The 26,267-nt window shown below is 67.6% G+C and carries 21 protein-coding genes and 1 tRNA gene; 10 read left to right on the forward strand and 12 right to left on the reverse strand.

Translation table 11 applies throughout. The features are described 5' to 3' along the window. Positions 1–193: 193 nt before the first annotated feature. From RMN86_RS11915 to lptF, 9 genes are all read right to left on the reverse strand, one after another. Positions 194–1,237 carry a DUF2891 domain-containing protein gene (locus tag RMN86_RS11915; protein ID WP_309606057.1) on the reverse strand — a complete coding sequence of 348 codons (1,044 nt, stop codon included), beginning with the start codon at positions 1,235–1,237 and terminating at the stop codon, positions 194–196. Beyond that, positions 1,215–2,171, reverse strand: coding sequence for a DUF979 domain-containing protein (locus RMN86_RS11920; protein WP_309606058.1), 957 nt, complete (start codon positions 2,169–2,171; stop codon positions 1,215–1,217). The genes RMN86_RS11915 and RMN86_RS11920 overlap by 23 nt, the downstream gene beginning before the upstream one ends. Beyond that, complete coding sequence (locus RMN86_RS11925; RefSeq protein WP_309606059.1) at positions 2,168–2,848, reverse strand: DUF969 domain-containing protein; 681 nt, start codon at positions 2,846–2,848, stop codon at positions 2,168–2,170. The genes RMN86_RS11920 and RMN86_RS11925 overlap by 4 nt, the downstream gene beginning before the upstream one ends. 62 nt (positions 2,849–2,910) lie before the next feature. After that, positions 2,911–3,741 carry a 16S rRNA (adenine(1518)-N(6)/adenine(1519)-N(6))-dimethyltransferase RsmA gene (gene rsmA, locus RMN86_RS11930; RefSeq protein ID WP_309606060.1) on the reverse strand — a complete coding sequence of 277 codons (831 nt, stop codon included), beginning with the start codon at positions 3,739–3,741 and terminating at the stop codon, positions 2,911–2,913. After that, the gene (gene pdxA / locus RMN86_RS11935) at positions 3,738–4,745 is read right to left on the reverse strand and encodes a 4-hydroxythreonine-4-phosphate dehydrogenase PdxA (protein ID WP_309606061.1); all 1,008 of its coding nucleotides are present in this window, start codon (positions 4,743–4,745) and stop codon (positions 3,738–3,740) included. Before pdxA ends, rsmA begins: the two co-directional genes overlap by 4 nt. Before the next feature lie 83 nt (positions 4,746–4,828). Continuing rightward, entirely contained in the window at positions 4,829–6,235 is a 1,407-nt protein-coding gene (locus RMN86_RS11940; protein ID WP_309606062.1) for a peptidylprolyl isomerase, read from the reverse strand. A gap of 43 nt (positions 6,236–6,278) precedes the next feature. Further along, entirely contained in the window at positions 6,279–8,669 is a 2,391-nt protein-coding gene (locus RMN86_RS11945; RefSeq protein ID WP_309606063.1) for an LPS assembly protein LptD, read from the reverse strand. A gap of 119 nt (positions 8,670–8,788) precedes the next feature. Beyond that, entirely contained in the window at positions 8,789–9,892 is a 1,104-nt protein-coding gene (lptG, locus tag RMN86_RS11950) for an LPS export ABC transporter permease LptG (protein ID WP_309606064.1), read from the reverse strand. A 10-nt stretch (positions 9,893–9,902) separates the two neighbouring features. After that, complete coding sequence (lptF, locus tag RMN86_RS11955; protein ID WP_309606065.1) at positions 9,903–11,036, reverse strand: LPS export ABC transporter permease LptF; 1,134 nt, start codon at positions 11,034–11,036, stop codon at positions 9,903–9,905. 182 nt (positions 11,037–11,218) lie between these two features. On the opposite strand from lptF, the gene RMN86_RS11960 reads away from it, so the two are divergent. From RMN86_RS11960 to RMN86_RS11970, 3 genes are all read left to right on the forward strand, one after another. Then, positions 11,219–12,670, forward strand: a complete 1,452-nt coding sequence (locus tag RMN86_RS11960) for a leucyl aminopeptidase (protein ID WP_309606066.1) — start codon at positions 11,219–11,221, stop codon at positions 12,668–12,670. 1 nt (position 12,671) lies between these two features. Further along, positions 12,672–13,160, forward strand: a complete 489-nt coding sequence (locus RMN86_RS11965; RefSeq protein WP_309606067.1) for a DNA polymerase III subunit chi — start codon at positions 12,672–12,674, stop codon at positions 13,158–13,160. Positions 13,161–13,357: 197 nt separating this feature from the next. After that, positions 13,358–13,489, forward strand: coding sequence for a hypothetical protein (locus RMN86_RS11970; protein ID WP_309606068.1), 132 nt, complete (start codon positions 13,358–13,360; stop codon positions 13,487–13,489). On the opposite strand, the gene RMN86_RS11975 is transcribed toward RMN86_RS11970, so the two are convergent. Next, entirely contained in the window at positions 13,486–14,715 is a 1,230-nt protein-coding gene (locus RMN86_RS11975; protein ID WP_309606069.1) for a glycosyltransferase, read from the reverse strand. The genes RMN86_RS11970 and RMN86_RS11975 overlap by 4 nt on opposite strands. Positions 14,716–15,187: 472 nt before the next feature. On the opposite strand from RMN86_RS11975, the gene RMN86_RS11980 reads away from it, so the two are divergent. The 3 genes from RMN86_RS11980 (at position 15,188) to tig (ending at position 19,222) form a co-directional block, all read left to right on the forward strand. Beyond that, positions 15,188–17,557: a TonB-dependent receptor gene (locus tag RMN86_RS11980; protein ID WP_309606070.1), complete on the forward strand. Its 2,370-nt coding sequence runs from the start codon at positions 15,188–15,190 to the stop codon at positions 17,555–17,557. Positions 17,558–17,598: 41 nt separating this feature from the next. Beyond that, positions 17,599–17,681: transfer RNA gene (locus RMN86_RS11985), tRNA-Leu, on the forward strand. A 182-nt stretch (positions 17,682–17,863) separates the two neighbouring features. Then, complete coding sequence (gene tig / locus RMN86_RS11990) at positions 17,864–19,222, forward strand: trigger factor (protein ID WP_309606071.1); 1,359 nt, start codon at positions 17,864–17,866, stop codon at positions 19,220–19,222. Between the two features lie 14 nt (positions 19,223–19,236). Here the strand turns inward: tig and RMN86_RS11995 are convergent, their stop codons facing one another. Then, positions 19,237–19,974, reverse strand: a complete 738-nt coding sequence (locus tag RMN86_RS11995) for a hypothetical protein (protein ID WP_309606072.1) — start codon at positions 19,972–19,974, stop codon at positions 19,237–19,239. 20 nt (positions 19,975–19,994) lie between these two features. Continuing rightward, positions 19,995–20,285: a hypothetical protein gene (locus RMN86_RS12000; protein ID WP_309606073.1), complete on the reverse strand. Its 291-nt coding sequence runs from the start codon at positions 20,283–20,285 to the stop codon at positions 19,995–19,997. Positions 20,286–20,411: 126 nt separating this feature from the next. Here RMN86_RS12000 and RMN86_RS12005 point away from each other — a divergent pair, with 126 nt between their 5' ends. The 4 genes from RMN86_RS12005 to RMN86_RS12020 form a co-directional block, all read left to right on the forward strand. After that, positions 20,412–21,557, forward strand: coding sequence for a hypothetical protein (locus RMN86_RS12005; protein ID WP_309606074.1), 1,146 nt, complete (start codon positions 20,412–20,414; stop codon positions 21,555–21,557). Positions 21,558–21,781: 224 nt separating this feature from the next. After that, positions 21,782–23,569: an FAD-dependent oxidoreductase gene (locus RMN86_RS12010; RefSeq protein ID WP_309606075.1), complete on the forward strand. Its 1,788-nt coding sequence runs from the start codon at positions 21,782–21,784 to the stop codon at positions 23,567–23,569. After that, positions 23,554–25,422, forward strand: coding sequence for a 2-oxoacid:acceptor oxidoreductase subunit alpha (locus RMN86_RS12015; protein ID WP_309606076.1), 1,869 nt, complete (start codon positions 23,554–23,556; stop codon positions 25,420–25,422). Before RMN86_RS12010 ends, RMN86_RS12015 begins: the two co-directional genes overlap by 16 nt. Continuing rightward, positions 25,419–26,267: 2-oxoacid:ferredoxin oxidoreductase subunit beta (locus RMN86_RS12020; protein ID WP_309606077.1), on the forward strand; the 849-nt coding region annotated here is incomplete at its 3' end. The genes RMN86_RS12015 and RMN86_RS12020, both read left to right, overlap by 4 nt.

A 26,267-nucleotide genomic window follows, 5' to 3' on the forward strand; every position in this document is an offset into this window, starting at 1 on the left:
ACGCCGGTTGAGGTGGAGTTACTGAGAGAGAATCGAGACGGTCAACGTAGATTACGAAAATCAGTCTGTATTGTTCCCGTAATGTCGCGAATTAGACACAAATTACGAAGTAATAAAATTGGGTTGTATTGTAGTCGTGCGCGATTGAAACTTAGCGCAGTTGGCGCCGAAAGGCAGCTCCTCGACCCACGGATCAGGTCTCGATATCACCGCCGGCGGTCAGGGCCAGAAGGGCGAAGGAAGCCAGCCAGTGCTCGCCCATATAGTCGCCGGCGACGTGCGGCAGGCTGGCGGACAGGTGTTCGCGGGCGGCGGTCTCCGCGACCCCGCTGAGGGGGTTGTCCGGTGCGAGCGTCGCGGCCAGCTCGCGCCAGCACCAGGCGCGGGAAAAATTCAGGCCATCGAGGTGGGCGATCTTGCCGTCAGACCGGTCGGAGACCTTGGCGGGGGCAAACAGCGTGGCGGGCTGGCGCTGGGCGGCCCGAGGCAGGAAGTCTGAGAACCAGGCCGCGAACTCGGGTGCGGGCAACAGCCTGCGCAGGCACAGCGCCTCGGTCAAGGTCGCCGACAGGAACTCATCGCCAGAGGGCTCCCAGGCCTGGGCGTCGCGATCGGCCAGATACCAGGCGCGCGCCTTTTCAACGAACAGCGCGGTGAGGGCGGCATCGCGGGCGGCGAGGGCATAGTCCTGAGCCAGCGCGAGCGCAAAGGCGGTGGACGAATGGACCCCGGTGCGGATCGGATAGTCCGCCTTGGGCAGGAAATCCCGGAACCGCTGGGCGAAGACGTCGGCCAGCGGCTGGTGGATCGCCGACCACGGGGCCTCGCGGTGGGCCAGCAGTTCGGCCTGCAGTTTCAGCAGCCACCCCCATCCGTAGGGGCGCTCGAAGCCGCGCGACGAGGGCGTGGCGAGATAGGCGACCTCTGCCGCCACCTTTTCGGCGGTAAAGGCATCGTCGAACAGGGCGCGGATCGCCGGCGCCTGGGGGATGGCGGGCTCCCGGCGCAGCAGCGTCGCCAGCAGCCAGTAGCCGTGGACGCACGAGTGCCAGTCGAAACTGCCGAAGAAGATCGGGTGCAGGTCGCGCGGACCTCGCGCATCGGCGGGACCGCTGAGCACATGGTCGAGCTTGTTCGGATATTCCCGAGCGACGTGGCCCAGCGCGATGGCGGCGAAGCTCGCGGCCAGAGCCGGAGTCAGGCGGGTCTGTCCGCTATCGGGAGAAGGCGAGGACATACATCAGCACCGTATTGACCGTGAGCATCAGCACCGCCGTCGGGACCTGCGCCTTGATCACCGCATAGCGGTCGGGGATCTCCAGCAGTGCTGGGGGCACCAGGTTGAAGTTGGCGGCGAGCGGGGTCATCAGCGTCCCGCAGAAACCCGACAACATGCCGATCGAGGCGACGACCGCGGGGTTGCCGCCGAAGTGATTGACCAGGATCGGGATGGCTACCCCGCCGGTCAGGATGGGAAAGGCGGCAAAGGCGTTGCCTAACAGCATGGTGAAGGCCGCCATGCCGACGCAGTAGACGGTCACGGCGGCCAGGCGGGTGTCCACCGGCAGCCAGGCGGTCACCAGGTGACCGATCTGAGCCCCGACGCCGGCGAGCGCGAAGACCGCGCCCAGGGCCGCCAGGAACTGCGGCAGCAAGGCCGCCCAGCTGACCGTGTCGATCAGCCGGCGGCCCTCCTGCAGGGGACTGGCGAGTGGTTGGCGCAACAGGATGAGGGCGGTCGTCAGGCCGATGATCACCGCCAGCGCCAACGAGATCAGCGTCGCCTGCTTTGGATCCATCAGCGCGACCCCGCCGATCTGGATCGGTTTCAGCACCAGGACGCCGACGCCAACCACAACAGGCAGGATCAGGGCCGGGATGAACAGCCGGTTGCCGAACCGCTGCGCGAGGACCTGGCGCTCGGCCCCGGAGGTGGTGGCCGGGTTGCTGCGTCCGAGCTGGCCGAAGCCTGCCAGCAGCGACAGCCCCAGAACCAGGAGGCCGTTGCCCAGGTCGCCCAGCCGGTCGCCGGCCAGGAAACTCAAGCCCACCAGAGCCCAGAAGGCGGTGTTGCCGAAGCGCCTGGGATTTTCCCGGTCGCGCACGCTGAGGACGGCGAAGCCCGCGAACATCAGGCCGGCCAGCAGATAGACGGCGCCGAGCTTGATCATGGCTTGCCCGCCGCCCGGCCCTGACCCGCCAGCCGGCGGTCGAAGAGCATCAGCCGGGCGGTATGGATGACGAACGCCGCCAAAGCCGTGGGGATCGCCCAGACCGACAGGTGGATGGGGTCAAGCACGATTTTGCTGGAAGTCAGGAAGCCAACCATCAGCAGCACCGAGCCCATCGCCACGAAGATGTCCTCGCTGAAGAATACCGCCACGTTGTCGGTCGCCGCGGCCATGGCGCGGATGGCGTAGCGGGTCTCGGGCGTCGCGGGACCGTCGCGCAGCTCTGACGCGGCCTCGGCCATGGGCGCGACCAGCGGGCGGATGGTCTGCGCCTGTCCGGCGATCGGCATGAGGCCTACGGCCGTGGTCGCCTGGCGAAAGATCATATAGCCGATCAACAGGCGGCCGACGGAGACGCCGCGCAGGCCGGCGATGATCCTGGACGCCTGTTCGCGCAGACCGGCCCGCTCCAGCACGCCCACGAGGGGCAGCACGAGATAGGCTGTGCTGACAAAGCGGTTGTCGTTGAATGCCTTGCCGAAGGCGGCGATCACCGCCAGCGGCGGCAGGCCGGCGAACCAGCCGCTGGTCAAAGCCGCCAGCACCACCACCAGCAGCGGGTTGAGGCGGACGGCGAAGCCGACGACGATGACGGCGACGCCCAGCAGGATCAGCATTGACGCTCCTTCAAGCCCATCGGCGCCATAGGAGCCTGCGCCGGAGTGGCGCGCAACGGCGCTTAGCGCCGGTCCAGCCAGGCGTCGGCCAGGCGCAGGAAGCCCGCGACATCAATGGTCTCGGCGCGGGCCTGGGGGTTTAGGCCGGCGGCTTCGATCATCGGTTCGCCGCCAAGCGCCTTGAGGCTGGCGCGGAGCATCTTGCGGCGCTGGCCGAAGGCGGCGGCGGTGACCGCCTGCAAGGCGTCGAGGCGAGCGGGCGAGGGTCGGTCGCCGCGCGGGGTCAGCCGGACCACAGCGGAGTCCACCTTCGGCGGGGGGGTGAAGGCGCGGGCCGGGATGTCCATCACGCTGGCGGCGTGGCTGGTGGCCTGGGCGATGACGGCCAGCCGGCCATAGGCATCGTCGCCCGCCCGCGCGGCGATCCGCTCGGCGACCTCCTTCTGGAACATCAGGGTCATGGACGCCGGCCGCCAGGGGCCGGTGAGCCATTTGATCAACAACGGCGTGCCGACATTGTAGGGCAGGTTGGAGACCACATGGGCGGCCTCCGCCTCGACCAGGGCCGCCTCATGGGCTTCCAGGGCGTCGGCGAAGACCAGGGCCAAGGCGCCTGGGGCGGCGGCCTCGGCCAGTTCGCGCAGCAACGGCTGGAACCTCGGATCCTTTTCGATGGCGGTGACCCGGACGCCGGCTTCCAGCAGGGCGCGGGTAAGGCCGCCGGGTCCCGGGCCCACCTCGATGACCCGGTCGCCGGGCGGGAGCTCGGCGAGTCGGACGATCTTGCGGGTGATGTTGAGGTCGAGCAGGAAATGCTGGCCGAACGCCTTGTTGGCCAGCAGGCCGTGCGCCGCGAGGCATTCGCGCAGCGGCGGAAGGGCCTCGAGGCTCACCCGGCCCGCGCCCTTGAAAGCTGATCGGCCAGGCGGATCGCGGCGATCAGGCTGTCGGGCCGGGCGAGGCCGCGGCCGGCGATGTCGAAAGCTGTGCCGTGGTCGGGCGAGGTGCGGATGATCGGCAGGCCGAGCGTCACGTTCACACCGCCCCAGAAGTCGAGCATCTTCACCGGGATCAGCGCCTGGTCGTGGTAGAGGCAGATCGCCGCGTCGTAGCGGGCGCGCATGACCTCCGGAAACAGGCTGTCGGCGGGGTGCGGTCCGGTGACGTCGATGCCCAGATCCTCCAGCGCACGGACCGCCGGGGCGACGATCTCGATCTCCTCGCGGCCGATGCCGCCGCCCTCTCCGGCGTGCGGATTGAGCCCGGCGACCGCCAGCCTTGGCCGGGCAATGCCGAAGTCGCGGCGCAGGGCCTCGGCGGTCACCTGGCCGGTGTTGACGATCGCCTCGGTGGTCAACAGGCTGGGAACCCTGGCCAGCGGCTCATGCACCGTCACCAGCGCGACCCGCAGGCCGCCGGCGATCAGCATCATCACCGGCCCGCGCGCGCCGTCAAAGCGGGCGGCGGCGGTGAGCTCGCCCAGGAACTCGGTGTGGCCGGGGAACCTGAACCCGGCCTCATAGAGCGGGGCCTTGGCGATCGGGGCGGTGACGACGCCGGTGACCTTGCCGGACAGGGCCAGGCCGACAGCGGTTTCGATCCATCGGATTATCGACGGCGCGGTCGCCGCTGACGGTTGACCGGCGATGACGGGGGAGCGCAGGGGCAGGTCGAGGACCGGCAGGGCGTCGGCGAAACAGGCCAGGGCCTCGACGGGCGCGACAATCGTCCGGATGATAGACGCCCCCGCGGCCGAGGCCGATGCCAGCGACTGGGCGTCGCCGACAACCAGGAATGGCGGTCCGGCCCGGCGTAGGGCGCCCCAGGCCTTGACGACGATCTCCGGTCCGACGCCAGCCGGATCGCCGAGGGTCAGGGCGAGCGGACCGGGTTTCACCGTTCTAGCGTCCCGATTGCAAAGTTCGCAGGTGCTTGACGCGAGCGCGGTCGAACCTCGGGCTCGATGAGCACACGACCGTCCTATCGAGTCTCAATGGTCGCGGAATTGCGCAGGTCGCGCATGTATCGCCGCGAGATCATGCTGAGCTGCTGGCCGGTGAGCCGGTTCTCGATCTGGTCGTGATCGACCTGGGCGCCGCCGGCCGCACGCTTGCCGCAGACAGCCAGGACGTGCAGGCCGACCTTGGTGCGGATCGGCGCGGACAGCTGACCGACCTCCAGCCGGGTCGCGGCATCCTTGAACTCCGGCGACAGATCGCCGATTTCCGCCTCGCCGAGATCGCCCGCCACCACGCCGGCGGTCTTGCTTGCGGTGGCTTCCATGTCGGCGCAGCCCTTGATGGACAGGCGCACGGCTTCCAGCTTGACCCGGGCTTCTTCGACCTGCCCAGGGGTCGCCGTGGCCGGGAGCGCGATGGCGGCCTGTTTCAGGCTGACCAGGGTCTGACCGGAGCCGGACCGCTTGTCGCGCAGATAGAGGATATAGACCCCGTCCTTGACCTGGATCGGCTGGGACAGCTGGCCGGGGCGAAGCTGATCCAGCACGGCGTCGACCTGGGCCGGCATCTCACCCTGACTGATCCAGCCCGCGTCGCCGCCGGCCGCGGCGGTCGCCGACGTCGAGAACTGCCGCGCCACCGAGGCGAAGGGCGCCCCCTGCTGCATCTGCGCGACCAGCTGGGTCGCGCCCTTCATCGCTGCGTCCATTCCGCCGGTGCGGCCGGCGTCAAGGAACACCTCGCTGATCTGGTATTGGGGCTTGGACGCCGCGGCGAGGAGGCGCGCCTGGGTGGCCTTGATCTGGTCCTCGCCGATGCGCAGACGAGAACCGTAGCGACCGCGGATCCAGCGCTGCCAGCTCATCTGCGCGCGGATCTGCTGGTAGAGGGTCTCCGGGCCGATGCCTTGGGACTTGAGCGCGGCGAGAAATCCCTCCGGCTTCAGGTTGTTCTGCCGGGCCATGCCGCCCAGCTCTTCGAGGATCTCATCGTCAGTGGCGATGATGGTGATCTTCTGGTCGCGCTGGACCCGTCGCAACTCCTGCAGCTGCAAGCGCTCATCGACCAGGGAGACCAGGGCTTCCTGTTGGAACTGAGGAAGGGTTTCCTGGGTCGGCTGGACGCCCGAGGTCGCGATCAGCAAACGCATCCGCTGGGCCAGGTCGTAGCTTGAGATGATCTCGTCGTTGACCACGGCCGCGACCGATTCCGACATCGGGCGAGGCGGGGCGGGGGACTGGACCACCGGCGCGACCGCTGCGGGGGCAACCGGCGCAACGGCCGGCGCGGCCACGGCGGGCGGGGGCGCGCCGACCTTGCCGCGCAGGGCTTGCGCGCCGGCGGCCAGGGGCAGGCCGCCGGCGATCAGCGCGACCACAACAACAGCGCCCCGCGCCCCTCGGCCCGTGACGTTACGCGCGCGCATCATGGATGAGATCATTCCTTCGTGCGGCCCCGAACGGCCGCCATGCCTATCTGCCATAAATTGGTCCGCCCAATGTGGCGAGCGTTAGGCGCACACTCAGTTGGTCGCTGGCGCCGAGACGGCCGACGATGGTGTCCTGGCGCCGATAGAACACGTCCACCCGGATGCACTCGTCCTTGTAGAAGACGCCGACATCGCGGATCACCCAGACGTTCTGGATGAGGTCGCGGTTGCCATAGGCGCTGACGCCCCAGTGGCGGGTCAGATTGAGATCGCCGCCGACGTCGGCGTTGCGCACCTTGACCCCATTGATTCCCTGGTCGTCGTCCAGGTAGCGAACGTAGCCGGATCCCCACTTGGACGAGACGTTGGCCCCGGCCTCCAGGCGGTGAACCTCCAGCGTGGTGGCGTCCAGGCGCGCGCGGGCGAAGAACGAGAATCCCTTCACCGGCTGGGCGTCGGCGGCGACGATCCAGTCGGACGACCGCCCGCTAAGCCCGGATCGCGGTGAAAACACGGTGTTGGGGCGGTCGCGGAAGCTGCGGCCGACCAGCAGGCTCGCCCGCCGGCCGTCGTCCCACATCACCGAAGCGCGACCCGCGACATTCAGGCGCAGGCCGTCCTCGTAGAGATCGAAACCCGGAAACTTATTGGCGCGGAAGAGGGTGGTTTCGTCAAACTCCAGGGCGATGCTGTCCTCGTTCAGATAGACCGGCTTGCCGGCCGCATCGGCGCCGATCGTGACCTGGGCGGCCTTGGGCGAGACCGCGACCTGGGCCAGGGGTTCGAGCACGATGGTGGCGTCATGCCAGCGGCGGAACAGCGGATAGGAGATGTCGGCGCCGGTCACCGCCACGGCGCGTGAAACCGTCTTCGATGTCGTTGCGGCGCCGACGCCGGTCAGCACGTCGCTCAGACTGTAGCCATCCAGGCGGGCATCGACAAAAGGCTCGACGCGCAAGCCGCCGGTGGCGGTGAAGACGCTGCGCCAGTTGAGGTCGCCGGAGACCCGGCGGCTGTCGAGGCCGGGCAGGCGCAGCAACGGGCTGGTGGGCGACTGGTCGCGGGTCAGCGCCACGGCGCTGCCGGTCAGGCGCAGCCGCCCGCCAAGGATCTCGGCGGGAATTTCGTAGCGCGCGTCGATCAGCGGGCCAACGGTGGGGAAGGTGCGGTTGTTGTCAGCGGGACGCAGACCCTGGATGCTGAAAGCCGCCGCCGACACGTAGGACTGTGCGTCCTGGCGGATGGCGTAGGCCTGGCTGATCAGCCGCCGGTCGTCGGCCACATAGGGTCCGCGCGCCTGGTAGACCCCGCCGATGTCGTACTTGTCGAAGATCAGGGCGTCGGACGTGCGCTCCGCGGTGAAGCCCAGCAGCCACTTTTCCGCGGGCCGGAACGCCCCCTCGCCCAGGATATAGCTGCGGCTGGTATTGGTCCCCAGGCGGTTGCCGGATCCATCCAGGTCCGCCTCATGGGTATAGCCGAAGCGCAGGTCGATGGCGCCGGTGTTGAAGCGCTGGCGGTATTCGCCGTTCAGGAGCGGATTGGCCTTCTGGTTGATCTGCGGGCTAATCGTCAGGTCGGCCGACGGGCTCAGCACCAGCAGGTAGGGCTGTTCGTAGGAAAGGCCGCGCCGCCGCGAGATCCCGATCCGCGGGGCCAGCAGGCCCGAGCCCCGCTCCGCGGACGGATCGACGTGCCAGAACACCGGCAGATATATGATCGGGACGCCGAGCACATGAATACGGGCGTGGCGGTAGTAGATGATGCGCCGGACCTTATCCTGCACCACCCGGTCGGCGCTGATCGACCAGGTCGGCCTCTTGGGCGTGTCGCCGACGCAGATCGGACAGGGCGTGTAGATCGCCTTGTTGAGCTCCTGGATTTCGTCGGACCGGCGCACCGCGCTGGCGCCGGCCAGCTTGACGTCCTGCGCGAGCCGCGCGGCGAACCCCAGGGCGAGGCCCGCCTGCATCTTGTCATCCAGGGTCAGCTGGTCGGCGTATTCGACTGTGCCGTCGTCGTGGATCACCTGGACGTGGCCATAGGCGCGGATCACGCCCTGTGCGGGCGCCTGGCTTTCCGCCGCCCCGACGCCAGCCGCCCCGACGCCAGCCGCAGGAGCCGCCCGCTCGTAGACCAGCCGGTCGGCGCGCAGCGTGCGGCCCTGGTAGCGAATCTCCACGTCGCCCTCGGCGGTGGTGACGCCGGACTTGTCGTCCCGGACCAGCCGGTCAGCTTCCATATAGAGCTCGCCAGGCGCCAGTCCGTCGGTGTTGGCCGGCCGCGCCGGCTTGGCGCGTTCGGGCTGCAGGGCGCCTTGATGGAGGATCTGGCCGCGCTGATCGGGCTCCAGGGGGTTTCCGCCCGGCCTGACCGGTTGAGCCGCCGCCAAAGCGGGCCAGAACACCGCCAGCGCCACGCTCGTCAGCAGCACGCGCCGGGCCGTTCGACAGGCGGCCGAGTGTGGCGGTGTGCGCCGAGGCGAATTCATCTTCGGCTTCCGATCCTCTCGCGACGCGCCCCGCCGCCTGCATAGCCGGGCCGGCGAACGATTCAACCGTCTTCGGTGTAACAGAGCAGGGTGAGGCCCGACAGCAGGGCCAGGGCCGCCGGCGCCCAGGCCGCGGCGTAGAGCGGGATGATGTCCGCCCGGCCCAGCGCGCCGGCGAACTGATTGAAGAAGAACACCACGAAGCCGAGCGCCACCCCGGCGCCGGCGAGGCCCGCCAGACCACCCAGCCGCGCCAGGCGAAGCGAGAAGGCCGCAGCCAGCACCGCCATGGCGGCGAACAGCAATGGTGTCGCCAGAAGTTGCTGGTATCGCAGGCGATAGCCGGACGCCGAAAAGCCGGCCTGCTCGGTCTGTCGGATGGCGCCGGGCAGTTTCCAGAAGGCGATGGCCTCGGGAGAGGCGAATCGCTCGACGGCGGCCTCGGAATCGAGGGTCGAGCGGATCGACAGGCTGTCGGACCGCACCGAACTTTCGCCGGCGGTGGCCTCGCGCACGTCCCTGAGCTGCCAGAAACCGGGCCGCAGGGTCGCCTCGGCCGCCTCCAGCCGACGCTTGAACTCCGGCTGACCGGCCTTGTTCTTCTGATAGACGAACAGCGAGACGCCGCGCAGCAGCACCTCACCGGCGACGGTGTCGCGGGAGCGGGCGTGGATCACCATCTGCGTGCGCTCATCGCCCTGCCGCAGCCAGATATCCTTGGGCGTGTCGCCCAGGTAGTTGGACATGATCTTCGCCCGGTCCGCTTCGAAGCGGGCGCTGAGCGCGGCGGAAATCGGGTTCAAGGCGGTCACCGCCAGAACGCCGGCCAGGAACGCGGCGACGGCGGTGGGGGTGATGAAACGCCAGGCCGAAACGCCCGCGGCGCGGATGGCCACCAGTTCGCTGCGGCGATTGAGGCCGACGAAAGCGCCGATGCCGCCGAACAGGAAGACAAACGGGAGCAGCACCTGGATCACCGACGGAGATTTCAACAGCGTCAGGCCCAGGACATCGACGGCGCCGACGTCGGCGCGAACGCCGATCGAGCGTGACAGATCGACGAACTGGATCAGCAGGATCACCGAGGCGATCACCGCCAGGGCGGCGCCCACGCCGGCCATGGTGCGGACGAGCACATATCGCCCCATGCGCGCGGCGCCGGTCATGGCCGAAGGTTCACGCGGTCACCGCGGCGGTTCGGGGGCGGCGCCGAATGTCGATGAAACGGCTCACTCGTTGGCGGAAGACGCTGCGCAGGGCCAGGCCGGCGGCGGCGAGCGGGATGGCGTACTGCAGCAGGTTCAGCCAGGCGCTCTGTTCGCAGGCCGCCTGGATCACAAAGCCGACGATCCGCACCAGGGCCGCGGCGGCCCCGATGCTGGCGATCCGCCGGCCATAGCCCAGGCGGGAGAATCCGCCGCCGATGATCGCCGACAGGGCCATGGCCATGAAGGCGATATTGTAGAGGGGCGAGGAAATCCGCGCGTGAGCCTCGGCCAGCAGGCTGAGCCGGTTTCGCCGCTCCCAGTCTTGCTCGAGGTCCGGAAACAGCAGTTCGTGCAGGTAGCGGTCCGAAGGCTTATAGTGGACCAGCTCCTCGGTTTTGTTGAGCGCGCCAAGCTCGAAGGGATATTCGTTGAAGGTCAGGTAGTTGAGCACTCCGTTGGGTGAGAATTCCTGGGTCGATCCGTCGCGCAGGATCAGCAGCGACGCGCCGTGTCTCTGGGCAATGCGACCGGTGTTGGCCATATAGGTCGTGGCCGATCCATCGGGCTTCGTCTGATGGATGAAAAGATTGTGTATGTCGCCTTTACCATCAACGGTCTGGGCGTAGACGGTGAGCCCTGGGACCGGCTCGGTGAACTCGCCCTCGCGCACCAGGGTCGAGGCCAGGTCGGTGCGCACCTGGAAGAGTTCGCGCCGCAGCTCGCGGAAGGCGGCGGGCTGCACCCACAGGTTCATTAGCAGTGCGAACAGGGCGACGGTCCCCGACAGCCGGATCGCCGGCGAGATCACCCGCCAGCGGCTCATCCCACCGGCGAAGCAGACAATGATTTCCTGCTCGGTATGCAGCCGGTTCAGCGCAACCAGCGCGGCGACGAAAATGGCGATCGGCAGGATCATGTTGATCAGCTGGGGCATGTAGAGGAGCGTGATCTTCAGGAACACCAGGGCGCTCTGCCGCTGGTTGACGATCAGGTCGAGGCCGGAAAGGCTCTGGCTCAGCAACGCGATCGCCGTCAGCGCCCCAGTGGCGAGCAGCACGGGGCCGACGAGCTGGCGCAGCAGGTAGCGGTCGATCAGGCGCATCGGCAGGAAATACGGCTCACCCGGCGTTTTTGTCCGCGCCCCGACCGCGGAGCTGATCTAAACCATGCGTCGACGCATCAGACAACCGCCGGGCCGAACCCCAAACCGAAGCCCGCGGAGCCCGTCGTCGGATGTGGCCTGCGCCGCCCGCTTCCGCCACCCCTGGGTTTGAGAGACTTGCCATGGATATCGAGTTCGTCGCCGCCGCCTCCCCACTCCCGGCAAAGTCCGCCCTGGCCCGCATCGTCTTTGAAGGCTCAAGCCTCGACGGCGACCTGGCCCAGGCCGCCGCCGCCAGCCGCTTTACCGGCGCCAAGGGCCAAACCCTGGACATCCTGTCCCCGCGAGGCGTGGAAGCTGCCCGCCTCGTGCTGGTGGGTGCGGGCAAGGCTGACGCCTATGACGCCATGGGCGCCGAGACCGCGGCGGCCAACGCCTATCATGCGGTCAAGACCTCCGGCCTGACCACCTTGCGTCTCGAGCTGCCGAACGGCGGTGGTAAGAACGCCGCCAGGGCGGCGCTGGGGGTGCGGCTGGCCAGCTATCGCTTCGACAAGTACCGCACCAAGGAGCCGGCGGAAAAGAAACCCTCGATCGTCAGGACCCAGGTCGTCACCACGGGGGTCGATGGCGCGCTTGCCGATTTCGCCCCGCTTGCCGCCCTGGCGGACGCGGTCAGCTTCACGCGCGACCTGGTGTCCGAACCGCCGAACGTCCTCTATCCCGCCGAATTCGCGCGCCGGGTGAAGGCCTTGCAAAGCCTCGGCCTGGAGGTCGAGATTCTCGGCGAACCGGAGATGATGGCGCTGGGCATGGGCTCGTTGCTGGGCGTCGGCCAGGGCTCGATCCGCGAGAGCCAGCTGGCGGTGATCCGCTGGAACGGCGCCGCCGACAAGTCCGCCCAGCCCATCGCCTTCGTCGGCAAGGGTGTCTGCTTCGATACCGGCGGCATCTCCATCAAGCCGGCAGACGGCATGGAGGACATGAAGTGGGACATGGGCGGGGCCGGCGCCGTGGCCGGCCTGATGCACGTGCTCGCCGGCCGCAAGGCCAAGGTAAACGCAGTCGGCATCCTGGGCCTGGTCGAGAACATGCCCGACGGCAACGCCTATCGCCCGGGCGACGTGCTCACCTCGATGTCGGGCCAGACCATCGAGGTGATCAATACCGACGCCGAGGGCCGCCTCGTGCTGGCCGACGCCGTCTGGTACTGTCAGGATCGCTTCAAGCCGAAGTTCATCGTCGATCTGGCGACGCTGACCGGGGCGATCATCGTCGCGCTGGGGAACGACCTGGCCGGCTGTTATTCCAACAACGAGGAGCTGGCGGGCAATCTGATTGCCGCTTCCAACACTGAGGGAGAACCCCTGTGGCGGATGCCGCTGCCGGCGCAGTACGACAAGAACATCGACTCGATGATCGCCGATATGAAGAACACCGGCGGCCGGCCCGGCGGCTCGATCACCGCGGCCCTGTTCATCCAGCGCTTCACCAATGGCGTGCCCTGGGCGCACCTGGACATCGCCGGCACAGCCTGGAAGAAACCGTCGGCCGTCCCCACCAGCCCGGACGGCGCCACCGGCTACGGCGTGCGCCTGCTGAACCGCATGGTGGCGGAGAAGTACGAGGGCTGAGGTGACCGACACTCCTCATTCCGAAGCGACCGCCCCCGACACCCTCACGGAAGTCTGGTTCTATCACCTGGAGCGGACCGGGGTGGAGCAGGCGCTGCCGGATCTGCTGGAGAAGACCCTGAAGCGCGGGTGGCGGGCGCAGGTCCGGGTCCGCGAGAGCGCCCGCGCCGCCCATCTGGACGCGGCCTTGTGGACCTATCGCGACGACAGCTTCCTGCCGCACGCGCTGGCCGACGAGCCTGACGCGGCGCGTCAGCCGATCCTGATCACCACCGGTCGCGAAAACGCCAACGGCGCGGACGCCCTGTTTCTGGTGGACGGGGCCGAGCCGGGCGACCTTTCCGGCTATGCGCGCTGCGTGATCCTGTTCGACGGCGCGGATGAGGTTCAGCTGACGGCTGCGCGTGGCCAGTTCCGGGCGGCAAAGGCGTCCGGCGCGCCGGTCTCCTACTGGAAACAGCAGGCGCGGGGATGGGAAAAACAGCCGTGAGGGCGGCGGCGATTACCATATTTGCCCTTCTGGCCGGATGCTCAAGCGCGCCACCGACCACGTCACCGCCGTCAGCGGAGGCCCGGCCGCCGGCCCGGTCCGCGCCGGCGTGGTCGGTGGCGCCCCCCGCTGCGAAGGACCGTTGCGGCGCCGCAGAGCTGCAGGGTCTGATCGGACGCTCACGCACGGAGATCCCGGTGCCGGTGCGGCCCGAGCGGCAGCGCGTCGCCTGCACCAGCTGTCCGGTGACGCAGGACGATTCGCCTGAGCGCCTGAACTTCTTCTTCGACGCCGCGACCGGCCTGATCCGGGAAATCCGTTGCGGTTAGATGGCGATCTCCACGCCCAGGTCTGAGAGGAGCGCCAGCCAGGCCGCGCGGCCCGCGCGGCTGGAGAACTTCGCCACCGCCGTGGCGCGCGCGGCGGCGCGCAGGGGCTGGGCGGCGGCCGGGCTGCGGCAGGCCTCGATCAGCGCCTGCGACAGGGCCTCGACATCGAAGAAGTCCAGCAGCCGCCCGTTTTCCCCGTCGGTGATCGCGTCGCGCACCGGGGCGGTGTCTGAGCCGATCACGTAACAGCCGCTGGCCATCGCCTCGATCAGCGACCAGGAGAGCACGAAGGGATAGGTGTAGTAGACGTGCGCCGTCGAGCGCCGCAGCGCCGCCAGCATCCGGGCGTGGGGCGCGCGCCCCATCAGGTGCAGCCGCGCCGGATCGACTTGCAGGCCGTCAAAACACACCTTCCGCCAGGTCCGGCCGTCAGGCGGGCTGCCGCCATAGGGGCGGGGGGTTTCCTGTCCGAAGATCATGACTTCGGCGTCTGGAACCTGCGCCATCAGCCGGGGCAGGGCGCGGGCCAGGATGTGCAGCCCGCGCAACGGCTCCATGTTGTTGTTGACGTGGGTGATCAGCGGCGTCCCGGGCGCGATGACCCGGCCATCGGGAAGCTGGAACGGCTCGGCCGGGCCCGGGCGGATCGCCTCGACGTCGACGCCTTCGTGAAGGACCCGCACCCGCGGCTGGAAGATCGTGGGTAGCGCGGCGGCCTGAAAGGCGGTGGGCGCGACGATGATGTCCGCGTCGGTGAGCGACAGCGCCATCACCGCGTTCTTGGCCTTGCCCAGCAGCACGGCCTCGTCGGTGGGCGCGAAGAACTCGGTGTCGAAGCCGATATCGAGGCCGCGCCCGCGATAGAAGAACTCCGAGAACATCACCCGCCGGGCGTCCGGGAACACTTCGTCGAGGAAGATGGCCTCGCCCCAGCCGGGATGGGCGACGATGACCGCGGGATCGAAGCCTTCAGCCTTCAACGCCCGCGCCATTTCCAGCGCTGAGCGCCCGCGGAGCAGGTCCGCCTCGGCGCGGACCGCCAGCGGGAACATGCCCGTGGTGGAGCCGCGCGGCAGGCTGTAGCGGCCGATGCGCACGCCCTGGACGCCTGGCGCCGTCTCCGAGCCGATCGCCGCGCAGGGCACGCCACGCGCCACCAGGGTCTCGGCCAGGTCCCGGAACTGGGCCGGGAAGTTGTTGTGCACGAAAAGGACGCCGGCGGGCATGGCGGTGTTCTGCCTGCGCGCGAGCCGGCTGTCACCTGCATCGATACCCGGCGTCGGTCGCACCGCGAACGCGTCTCGCGCGGGGACCAAGCGGAGCCGGCCGCGGGGTTTATTCAAGGGGTTGGACCAAGGGCGGTGGGGCCGGGTCTGGCGCCGGCGTTAGGCTTAAGGCCGGGTTTCCGAGCTCAAAAATAGTCGGTATTCGGATCAAAATCGGAGAATTTGAAGATGATTCAGATGGAAAAAACCGGTTATATTTTGAGTTACTCAGATGTGACCGCCTCTCCGGGGTGAGAGATAATATAACACTTTTATGAACTTGCCTTCATTCCAATTTCCTAAGATAAGCCCGGCCGACGTCGAGGGTGTGGGGGTTGCATTTCGGTTTGGAGCTACGCAGCGGTCCGCGCCGCGCTGTTCCAACCGACGACGCCCAGCCCAGGCGAGGCGACATTCTGAGTAAGGAAAGACCATGAAACTTCACCTGCTGGCCGGCGTCTCCGCCGGCGTGATCCTGCTGGCCGCCGGCCAGGCTTTCGCCGCCGAGGTCGCGGCGGCCGCCGCTGCGGAAACCGCCAATGTTGAAGAGGTCGTCGTCTATGGCGCGGGCGAAAGCCGGCAGGTCCAGGCCCTGCCGATCCGCGAAATCGAGCAGGCCGTTCCCGGAACCAGCCCGATCAAGCTGGTCGCCATGCTGCCGGGGGTGAATTTCCAGTCGGCCGACGCCTTTGGGACCTATGAATGGTCCACCCGCATCTCGATCCGCGGGTTCAACCAGAACCAGCTCGGCTTCACCTTGGACGGCGTGCCGCTGGGCGACATGAGCTACGGCAATTTCAACGGCCTGCACATCAGCCGCGCCATCGCCTCGGAGGATCTTGGCAAGGTGGAGCTGGCGCAGGGCGCGGGCTCGCTGGAGACCGCGTCGTCTTCGAATCTCGGCGGCTCGCTGAAATTCCTCAGCCGCAACCCGTCCGACGTATTCGGCGTCTATGCTGCGGCGACCTATGGCTCCAACAACCTTTGGCGCGGCTTCGTCCGCCTGGACACCGGCGTGCTGCCAACCGGCGGCCGCGCCTATATCTCGATCGCCGACCAGGAAGCCGACAAGTGGAAGGGTGTCGGCAAGCAGAAGCAGCAGCAGGTCGATTTCAAGGTCGTCCAGCCGCTCGGCGACTACACCCTGACCGGCTTCTATGACTGGTCGCGCCGGCGCGAGAACGACTATCAGGACCTGTCGCTCGAGATGTTGAACCGCCTGGGCTACAAGTGGGACAACAACAGCGGCGCCTATGCCGACGCCGTGCAGATCGCCAGAGCCTACCAGACCGCCGCCAATTTCGCCGGGCCGACGCCAAGTCTTGACGGCAACGGCTGCTACACCGGCCAAGGCGCAAATCCGTATCCGAAACCGGTGAAGTGCGTCGACGACACCTATTTCGACGCCTCTGGCCTGCGCAATGACGACCTTTGGGCCCTGACGCTGGCCGGGCCGGTCGGGCCGTTGAAGGGCAGCGCGACGATCTACAGTCACCGCAATGCCGGCCAAGGCACATGGTACACGCCCTATGTGGCCTCGCCGAACTACGGTGTCGCGGGGGCCACGACCGACAATGCGCCGCTGTCGGTGCGCACCACCGAATACACGATCGACCGCAGGGGCGTGATCGCCGGGGCGACCTGGGATGTGGGAGACCACCACGTCAGCTTCGGCGGCTGGTACGAGGACAACGACTTCAACCAGGCCCGGCGATTCTACGGTCTCAACCTGGCGGCGCCCCAGCGCAGCAGCCTGAATTTCATGCGCGGTCCGTTCTTCACCCAGTGGGCCTACGCCTTCAACACCAAGACCACCCAGCTCTATGTCGAGGACCAGTGGACGATCACCGACGCGGTGAAGATCAACGCCGGCTTCAAGTCCCTGCGGGTCGAGGATAGCGCTACGACGGTGACCGGCGCCCCCAACATCACGGGTTCCATCACCTCGAAGGACGGCTTCCTGCCGCAGGTCGGGGTGACCTGGAAGGTTGATCGGGATCATGAGCTGTTCGCCGGCTACACCGAGAACCTGCGGGCGTTCGGCGCCGCCCACACCGGCCTGTCGCCATTCGCCACCAACCAGGCCGGCTTCGACGTGATCATCGGCAAGACCAAGCTCGCCAGCGGCCAGACCCTGACCCTGAAGCCCGAGACCTCGAAGACCTTTGAAGCTGGCTGGCGCTTCCGGTTCCCCAATGTGACCGGTGTGGCCGCCGTCTACTATGTGAAGTTCGACAATCGCCTGATCGGCACCTCGACCGGCGCGGGCATCGTCGGCAATCCCACCATCCTGGCCAATGTCGGCGCCGTCACCTCAAAGGGCTTCGAGGCCGCGGCGACCTGGACGATCACGCCGGCCTGGTCGCTGATCGGATCCTACGCCTATGGCGACAGCACCTATGACAACGATGTCCGCGATCCCAGCAGCGGCGCCGTCACCCATGCGATTTCCGGCAAGACGACGGTGGATTCACCCAAGCACCTGGGCAATCTCGAGCTCGCTTACGATCAGGATGGCTGGTTCGGGCGCGTGGGCGCGCACTATACGTCCAAGCGCTTCTTCACCTACACCAACGACCAGAGCGTGCCGGGTCGGACGACGGTCGATCTGACCGCCGGCTACCGGTTCAGCGGCGAGGGCTTGACCAAGGGCCTGGAGATCCAGGCCAACGTCACCAATCTGCTGGATACGCGCTACATCGCCACCATCGGCTCCAACGGCTACGGTTATTCCGGCGACAACCAGACCCTGCTGCCCGGCGCGCCGCGCGAGGTGTTCGTCAGCCTGCGCAAGCAGTTCTAACGCTTGGCGGTCGGCGGCATCCCGGCTAAGGGCGAGGCCGCGCGGCTATGGCGGAATTGGTAGACGCAACGGTTTTAGGTACCGTCGGGCAACCGTGGGGGTTCGAGTCCCTCTAGCCGCACCATCCTGCTTGTTCGCCAGGGCCCCTTCGAAGCTTTGGCGCGGACGGGCCTTTGCGCTTGGATCGCGGCGCCTCGCGTGACATAACCGCCGCCCTCCGCCGGGAGCCTCGGCGGTTATCGTTTTCATCCCCTTAGCGGCCGCTGCGCGCCCTCTCCGCGCCCGCCCGGAAGTTCGAGAATGTCGATGCAGATCGTTGAAAAGTCTGGTGAAGGCCTGAGTCGCGTCTGGGGCGTAACGGTGCCCATGGGTGACCTGTCGGTGGCGCTGGAGGCGCGCATCGCCGAGATCACACCGACCCTCAACATCAAGGGATTCCGCCCCGGCAAGGTGCCGACCGCCCATGTGCGTCGCCTCTATGGCAAGGCGCTGATGAGCGAGGTGATCGAAAAAACCCTGACCGAGAGCACCCAGAAGGTGTTTGAGGACAACAAGGTGCGCCCGGCCGGCGACCCCGACCTGAAGCCGCAGGGCGATATGGACGCGGTGATCGAGGGCAAGGCTGACCTCGCCTACGAGATCGCCGTCGAGGTGATGCCGGACTTCGAGCCTGTTGACCCGGCGACGCTGTCGCTCAAGCGCCCGGTCTATCAGCCGACCGAGGCCGAGGTCGACGAGGCCGTGGCCGAACTGGCCAAACAGAACCGCACCTATGAGGTCAAGACCGGCAAGGCCGTGAAGGCCAAGGACGGCGACATGGTGGTCATCGACTTCGTCGGCAGCCTCGACGGCGTGCCGTTCGAGGGGGGCGCGGCGACAGACGCCGAGCTGGTGCTGGGCTCGGGCCAGTTCATTCCGGGCTTCGAGGGCCAACTTGTCGGCGCCAAACCCGACACCGAGGTCGAGGTCAAGGTGGCGTTCCCGGCCGACTACCAGTCCGAAGCCCTGAAGGGCAAGGACGCGGTCTTCGCGGTCAAGGTCACGGCGGTCAAGGCGCCGGTGAATGCGCCCGCCGACGACGCGCTGGCCGAGCGACTGGGCCTGGAGAGCCTGGCGAAACTGCGCGACCTGCTGAAGGACAACCTGGAAAAGGAATACGCCGGCGCGAGCCGCTTCAAGCTCAAGCGCGCCCTGCTGGATCAGCTGGACACCAAGCACGACTTCCCCTTGCCGCCGAAGATGGTCGAGGCCGAGTTCGCCGCGATCTGGACCCAGGTGGAGCAGGACAAGGAAGCCGGTAATCTGCCGCCGGAGGACCTCAAGAAGTCCGACAAGAAGCTGCGCGAGGAATACCGCAAGATCGCCGAGCGCAGGGTCCGGCTGGGCCTGGTGCTGGCCGAGATCGGCCGCGCCAACAACGTCCAGGTCACCGACCAGGAACTGAACGACGCCATGGTCACCGAGGCGCGCCGCTATGGTCCTCAGGCTCAGCAGGTGTTCGACCTGTTGCGCCAGAACGCCAACGCCCAGGCCCAGCTGCGCGCCCCGATCTTCGAGGACAAGGTCGTCGACCTGATCGTCGAGAAGGCCAAGGTTAAGGACACCAAGGTCAGCAAGGACGCCCTGATGGCCGACGACGAACTGCCAGCGGGCTACGGAGACTGATCCGCGGGCGGGTCTCAGCTCTCGCAGTCGAGCGCGAAGTCAGCCGGCGCGGAGGTCAGCCGGTTCGGGGCCAGCACCTCGATCCTGAGCGATCCCTGCAGGCTCTGGGAAAGGGTCCAGATCTCGGCGATCCTCTTCTGGCCGGCGCCTTGGAATTTCAGGACCTTAGGAGCGCCGGTTCCGCCGTCGCTGCGCACGATGCGATAGGTGACCGCCCCTGAGGCATTGGCGCCGATCAAACCGTTGAAGGTTACGCTCGCCGGGCACTTGGCCCGCTGGTCGACCGGACTGGCGGCGAGCGACACCGACGTGGCGGCGAACACCGGGACGACCGCTCCGATGATCACGGCCGGGACGGGCGATTGCAGGGGCGCGCCGGCCGGTTGCGCGGCCGGGGTCTGGCAGCGCGCCGCGTAGTAGGCGCCGGGGTTGATCACATCGAGGCTGGTGGCGGCGACCGGCCGGCTCGGGCGTCCGAGGTGCAGCAGCTTGCCCTGGGCGTTGTAGAGACCGTCGACGCACACCTTGTTGTCGGCGCAGTCCCTGTCCGACCGGCATTCCGCCCGGCAAAAGGTTCCCGCGCAGATCAGGCCCGTCGCACAGTCGGCGTTGAAGGTGCATTGCGCCTGCAGTGGCCGACGCGGCGTGTCGAACGGGTTCTGAGCCGTCGCCACGGCGGGTAACGACAGGCACGCCAGGACCAGGACCAGGCCCGCGCCGCGCAGTCTGCGCAATAGGATGGAGCTCGGCATTGAACGCTCCCGTGGCGCGTCTATTTGCGGGCTGCGGCTTGCTGGGCCGCCTTCTGCTTTTGAGCCGCCTTGGCGCTGGCGTCGCGCTGAGCGGCAAGGTTCGCCCCGCGCCCGTTCGATGAGGTCGGGGTGTTGTAGGGGGCAAATTCGGCCTGGCCGGCCTGTCCGGCGGTGATGGTGACGTCTTCCTTCGGCTTCGGCTTGTCCGGCTCGGCCGTCACCGGGGCGGTGGCGGCGAGCGCCAGGCCCAGGGCCAGGAGAGAGGGGCCGGCGAAGCGGATCAACGACTGGCGGATGCGGTCCTGCGTCATAGCGGTGTCTCCTATCGGCCCCGCGCCGGGGCAATTTGTCTTGCCCTCGACACTGGCCTAGCGTCCGCCTGACGCGCGCTACCCGGATGAGTAGCGTCGGAGGGAAATTTCGATGCCGGGTCCGCCGTGCTGACTGCGCCCGAGACCGACGGACCCACGACCGCATTGGACGTGACGTGGGAGACGCTCGATGCGTTGATCGGGCAGATCTACGAATCCGCCCTCGATCCGGGGCTGTGGGACGATACGCTGACCCACATCACCGCCGCCCTCAGCCCGCTGGAATGGGACGTGGCGTTCCTGATCTGGGAGCGGCAGTCGCCGCCGGCCGCGCGCTTTGTCGGCGCCACCGGTCTCGCCGCCGGGATTCCAGAGATCTATTCGGCCGTCTACGCCGCCAACAACCCCTGGTCTCGCCGGATTTCCGGCCTGCGCGCGGGAACCGTCGTGGACACCGATGACCTGATGTCGCGTGAGGCGTTCACCGCCAGCCCGCTCTATCGTGACTTCCTCAGCCGGTGGGGGATCGAGCGGGCCTTGGCGATGGTCCTGGACCGCCGCGGCCCGGAACGCCTGGCCTTGGTGTTGCCGGGGCCGCCCGCCCGCCCGGTCGAGCGGCTGAAGCGCGGCCTGCGCGTCCTGGCCCCGCACATCCAGCGCGCCGTGCGCATCAGTCATCGGGTGGCCCAGGCGGACCTGCAGGCCGCCGCCGCCGCGGCCGCCGCGGACCGGGCGGTGTGCGCGATCCTCTGTCTGACGCCTGATCTCAGGATCGTGACAGCCAACCTTCACGTTGCCGCCTACGAGACCCGTGGCGTGATCCGTCTCGCCGCGGGTCGTCTGGCCTTCACCGATCCGGCCAGCCAACGCCAGCTTGTGGCGCTTGCCAACAGTTCGCCGCCTGCGGGTGCGGCGTTCGCGACCCGCGATCGGGAGGGACGCAATGTCGCCGCCGTCGGCGCGCGCATTCCGACCCAGTCCGCCCGCGCCCTGGGCGGGGCGGTGGAAGGCGCGGGATTGATCCTGTCGATTGGCGGCTCCGCCGAGCCCCCCGCCCTGGAGATCAACCGCGTCGCCACCTGGTACGGCATGACGCCCGCGGAGGCGCGGCTGGCGACAGCGCTGGCGGCCGGCGAGACCCTCCAGCGCTACAGCGCCGCGCGAAATGTCACCGTCAACGCCGCGCGTTTCCTGCTGAAGGGCGTGTTTCGCAAAACCGGAGTGGCAAGTCAGGCGCAGCTGACGGCCCTGCTGGCGCGCCTGCCGCAATAGGCGCGCGTCGAGCGTCGCACGAGGCGGGAATCTGCCTTTGAGTCGCTCGAAACCGGGAGAATTCCCGGATCGGCGGTCAGGAATCGGCTTGGCTTCAACGCCGAACGGGGCCTAACCTGAGCACGAACGCCGCGCCGTTGTGGCCTGAGCCGCACCCGCCAGCCTCTCCGGCGGACCGGACTCGCCGCAACGGGAGTAGAGCGTCGCGGGAAGGGACTTTCAGTTTGCAACGTACCAGTACTTGGACTCCCGACTATTTTCACAAGGTCGTGGACTGTCAGTGGGCCTGCCCGGCGCACACCCCCGTTCCGGAATATATCCGCCTGATCGCCGACGGCCGGTATTCCGACGCCTATATGGTGAATTGGCAGTCCAACGTGTTCCCCGGGATCCTGGGCCGGACCTGCGACCGGCCTTGCGAGCCCGCCTGCCGGCGCGGACGCGTCGAGGAGGAACCGGTCGCCATCTGCCGGCTGAAGCGGGTTGCGGCCGACAACAAGGACGACATCACCGCGCGACTGCCGTCTCCGGCCGCCCAGACCAACGGCAAGCGGGTGGCGCTGGTGGGCGCGGGTCCCGCCTCGCTGACCGTGGCGCGCGACCTGGCGCCGCTGGGCTACGAGGTCACGATCTACGACGGCGACGCCAAGGCGGGCGGCATGATCCGCAGCCAGATCCCGCGCTTTCGCCTGCCCGAGGAGGTCATCGACGAGGAGGTGGGCTACATCACCGGCCTGGGCATGACCCTGAGGCTGGGCGAGCGGATCGACAGCCTCAAGGCGCTGCTGTCGCAAGGCTATGACGCGATCTTCGTGGGCTCCGGCGCGCCGCGCGGCCGCGATCTCGACCTGCCGGGCCGCCAGGAGGCCCGCGCCAACATCCACATCGGCATCGACTGGCTGTCGTCGGTCTCGTTCGAGCACGTCGACAAGATCGGCAAGCGGGTGATCGTGCTGGGCGGCGGCAACACCGCCATGGACTGCTGCCGCACCTCGCGGCGGCTGGGGGGCGAGGACGTCAAGGTCATCGTCCGCTCCGGCTTCGAGGAGATGAAGGCCAGTCCCTGGGAAAAAGAAGACGCGATCCACGAGGATATTCCGATCCTCAATTTCCGGGTCCCCAAGGCGTTCACCCACGACAATGGCAAGCTGACCGGCGTCCTGTTCGAGGTGGTGAAGGCCGAGGTCGATGAGAAGGGCCGGCGCAGGCTGGTCAACTCAGGCGAACCCGACGAGCACTATGCGTGCGACGACGTGCTGGTCGCCGTCGGCCAGGAAAACGCCTTCCCCTGGATGGAGCGCGACACCGGTTTGGAGTTCGATGAGTGGGACATGCCCAAGGTGAACCCGATCACCCTGCAGTCCTCGATCCCCTCCGTCTTCTTTGGCGGCGATGCGGCGTTCGGGCCTAAGAACATCATCTGGGCGGTGGCCCACGGGCACGACGCGGCGGTCTCCATCGACAAGTTCTGCCAGGGCCAGGATGTCAGCATCCGCCCCCCGCCGGAATTTTCCCTGATCAGTCAGAAGATGGGCATCCACGAGTGGAGCTACGACAACGACATCCAGAACGACCGCCGCTACCGGGTGCCGCAGCGCGACAAGGCGGTGTCGCTGAAGAACGTCAAGATGGAGGTCGAACTCGGGTTTGATCGCGAGACCGGCTACCGCGAAGCCGAGCGGTGCCTGAACTGCGACGTCCAGACGGTGTTCGCCGATAACCTGTGCATCGAGTGCGACGCCTGCGTTGATATCTGCCCGGTCGACTGCATCACCTTCACCGCCGAGACCGATGAGGCCGACCTGCGGACCCGGCTGAAGGCGCCGGCGATCAACCTGGACCAGGATCTCTATGTGTCCGGGGCCCTGGCCACGGGCCGGGTCATGGTCAAGGACGAGGACGTCTGCCTGCACTGCGGCCTCTGCGCCGAGCGGTGTCCCACCGGGGCGTGGGACATGCAGAGGTTCACCCTGGAGATCACCCACGCGGGGGCGGCATGTCAGTCTCGATAGAGCCCGGCGCGGTGAAGCCGGCGGCCGTGGTGGTCAACGACTTCGTTGTGAAGTTCGCCAACGTGAACGGCTCAGGCTCGGCCAGCGCAAACGGGATGTTCGCCAAGTCGATCCTGCGGATGGGCGTGCCGGTGGCCGCGCGCAACATCTTCCCCTCGAACATCCAGGGCCTGCCGACCTGGTTCGAGGTGCGGATCACCGAGGCGGGACATCTGGGCCGGCGTGGCGGGGTGGACCTGATGGTCGCCATGAACCCGCAGACCTGGGACAAGGATCTCGCCGAGATCGAGGCGGGTGGCTACCTGTTCTACGACAGCACCAAGCCCCTGCCGCCGACCAAGTTCCGTGAGGATGTGACGATCGTCGGTGTGCCGCTGACGGCGATGTGCAATGACAAATACGCGCTGCCCCGCGAGCGGCAACTGTTCAAGAACATCGTCTATGTGGGCGCGCTGGCCGCCCTGCTGGGCATCGACCCCGCGGTGATCGAACAGCTGCTGGCCGAGCAGTTCGAGGGGCGCGCCAAGCTGATCGCCGCCAATGTCGAGGCCCTGCACATGGGCGTCGACTATGTGAAGGCCAACCTGGAACCCCTGCGCCTGAAGGTGCGCAAGGCCGACAAGGTCGGTGACCGCATCTATGTCGAGGGCAATGCGGCCGCGGCGCTTGGCGCGGTCTATGGCGGGGCCACGGTCTGCGCCTGGTATCCGATCACGCCCTCAACCTCGCTGGCCGAGGCGTTCACCGGCTATTGCGAGGACCTGCGCAACGATCCGGAAACCGGCAAGGCGCGCTACGCGATCGTCCAGGCCGAGGACGAGATTGCATCGATCGGCATCGTCGTCGGCGCCGGCTGGAACGGCGCGCGGGCGTTCACCTGCACCTCCGGGCCCGGCGTGTCGCTGATGACCGAATTCATCGGGCTCAGCTATTTCGCGGAGATTCCGGCGGTGATCTTCGACGTACAGCGCGGCGGGCCGTCCACCGGCATGCCGACGCGCACGCAGCAGGCCGACCTGATCGGGGCGGCCTACGCCAGCCATGGCGACACCAAGCATCCGATGCTGCAGCCGGCCGATCCAGGCGAGTGCTTCGAGATGGGCGCCCTGGCCTTCGATCTCGCCGACCGGCTGCAGACCACGGTCTTTGTCATGCTCGACCTCGACATCGGCATGAACGAGTGGCTGACCGAGCCCTTCGCCTGGGATGACACGCGCAAGCTCGACCGCGGCAAGGTGATGACCCACGATGAGCTGGAGGCGGGCCGCGATTTCGGCCGCTATCTGGATGTCGACGGCGACGGCATCCCATATCGCACCTATCCGGGGGTTCATCCCTCGAAGGGCGGCTATTTCACCCGTGGCACCTCGCGCAACCCCTATGCGCGGTATTCCGAGGAGGGCGCGGTCTATGTCGACAACATGCAGCGCCTGCTGCGCAAGTTCGAGACGGCCAAGGCGTTGATCCCGCCGCCAGTGCGCCGCGACGCCAGACGCAAGACGCCCAGCGACAGGGTGACCGACGGAGTGATCTATTTCGGCTCATCGACCCCGGCGATGCACGAGGCCCTGGAGGCGCTGGAAGGGCAGGGCTGCCATCTGGACGCCCTGCGCGTGCGCGGTTTCCCGTTTTGCGACGAGGTGATCGAGTTCATCGCCGACCATGCCCGCGTGTTCGTCGTCGAACAGAACCGCGATGCGCAGTTACGAACCCTGCTGGTCAACGAGGGCGAGATCGATCCCGGCAAGCTGGTGCCGGTGCTCAACTATGACGGCTCGCCGATCACCGCGCGGTTCATCGCCGGCCAGATCGGCCAGCTGATGGCGCTGGGCCAGATCGAGGCGGCGGAATGACCTACATCCTGAAACCCCAGCTGCATCACCCGAAGCTGGCGGAAAACAGCCTTGGGTTCACGCGGCGCGACTATGAAGGTTCGGTCTCGACGCTCTGCGCCGGCTGCGGCCACGACTCGATCTCCGCGGCGATCATCCAGGCGGCCTTCGAGCTGGAGTTGCCGCCGCACCGGATCGCCAAGCTGTCGGGGATCGGCTGTTCGTCGAAGACCCCGGACTATTTCCTGGGCGCCAGCCATGGCTTCAACACCGTCCATGGCCGCATGCCCTCGGTGCTGACCGGCGCGAACCTGGCCAACAAGGACCTGATCTATCTGGGAGTTTCCGGCGACGGCGATACCGCTTCGATCGGTCTCGGTCAGTTCGCCCACGCCGTGCGGCGCGGGGTCAACATGCTCTACATCGTCGAGAACAACGGGGTCTACGGCCTGACCAAGGGCCAGTTCTCGGCCACCTCGGACAAGGGCTCGAAGTCCAAACGCGGCGTGGTCAACCACGACGCCGGCATCGACCTGGTCGGCATGGCGTTGCAGCTGGGCGCCACCTTCGTCGGGCGCTCGTTCAGTGGCGACAAGGACCAGCTGGTGCCGCTGATCAAGGCCGGGCTGGCGCACAAGGGCGCGGCGTTCATCGACGTCATTTCCCCTTGCGTGCAGTTCAACAACCATGCGGGCTCGACCAAGAGCTTCGACTATGTGCGCGAACACAACGAGGCGGTGAACCGGCTGGACATGATCCCGCACCGGGCGGAAATCTCCGTGGACTATGCCCCCGGAACCACCGTCAAGGTGTCCCAGCACGACGGCTCGGTGCTGTCGCTGCACAAGATCGCCGAGCTCTACAAC

The sequence above is a fragment of the Phenylobacterium sp. genome (assembly GCF_031360265.1).
GTDB lineage: Bacteria > Pseudomonadota > Alphaproteobacteria > Caulobacterales > Caulobacteraceae > Phenylobacterium.

Excerpts from the sequence above, each read along its gene's own strand:
- RMN86_RS12015 (WP_309606076.1), top strand. The coding sequence starts at position 23,554 with ATGTCAGTCTCGATAGAGCCCGGCGCGGTGAAGCCGGCGGCCGTGGTG.
- RMN86_RS11980 (WP_309606070.1), top strand. The coding sequence starts at position 15,188 with ATGAAACTTCACCTGCTGGCCGGCGTCTCCGCCGGCGTGATCCTGCTG.
- RMN86_RS11940 (WP_309606062.1), bottom strand. The coding sequence starts at position 6,235 with ATGATGCGCGCGCGTAACGTCACGGGCCGAGGGGCGCGGGGCGCTGTT.
- RMN86_RS11975 (WP_309606069.1), bottom strand. The coding sequence starts at position 14,715 with ATGCCCGCCGGCGTCCTTTTCGTGCACAACAACTTCCCGGCCCAGTTC.
- RMN86_RS11925 (WP_309606059.1), bottom strand. The coding sequence starts at position 2,848 with ATGCTGATCCTGCTGGGCGTCGCCGTCATCGTCGTCGGCTTCGCCGTC.
- lptG (WP_309606064.1), bottom strand. The coding sequence starts at position 9,892 with ATGACCGGCGCCGCGCGCATGGGGCGATATGTGCTCGTCCGCACCATG.
- tig (WP_309606071.1), top strand. The coding sequence starts at position 17,864 with ATGCAGATCGTTGAAAAGTCTGGTGAAGGCCTGAGTCGCGTCTGGGGC.
- RMN86_RS12000 (WP_309606073.1), bottom strand. The coding sequence starts at position 20,285 with ATGACGCAGGACCGCATCCGCCAGTCGTTGATCCGCTTCGCCGGCCCC.
- lptF (WP_309606065.1), bottom strand. The coding sequence starts at position 11,036 with ATGCGCCTGATCGACCGCTACCTGCTGCGCCAGCTCGTCGGCCCCGTG.
- RMN86_RS11995 (WP_309606072.1), bottom strand. The coding sequence starts at position 19,974 with ATGCCGAGCTCCATCCTATTGCGCAGACTGCGCGGCGCGGGCCTGGTC.
- RMN86_RS11920 (WP_309606058.1), bottom strand. The coding sequence starts at position 2,171 with ATGATCAAGCTCGGCGCCGTCTATCTGCTGGCCGGCCTGATGTTCGCG.
- RMN86_RS11960 (WP_309606066.1), top strand. The coding sequence starts at position 11,219 with ATGGATATCGAGTTCGTCGCCGCCGCCTCCCCACTCCCGGCAAAGTCC.
- RMN86_RS11915 (WP_309606057.1), bottom strand. The coding sequence starts at position 1,237 with ATGTCCTCGCCTTCTCCCGATAGCGGACAGACCCGCCTGACTCCGGCT.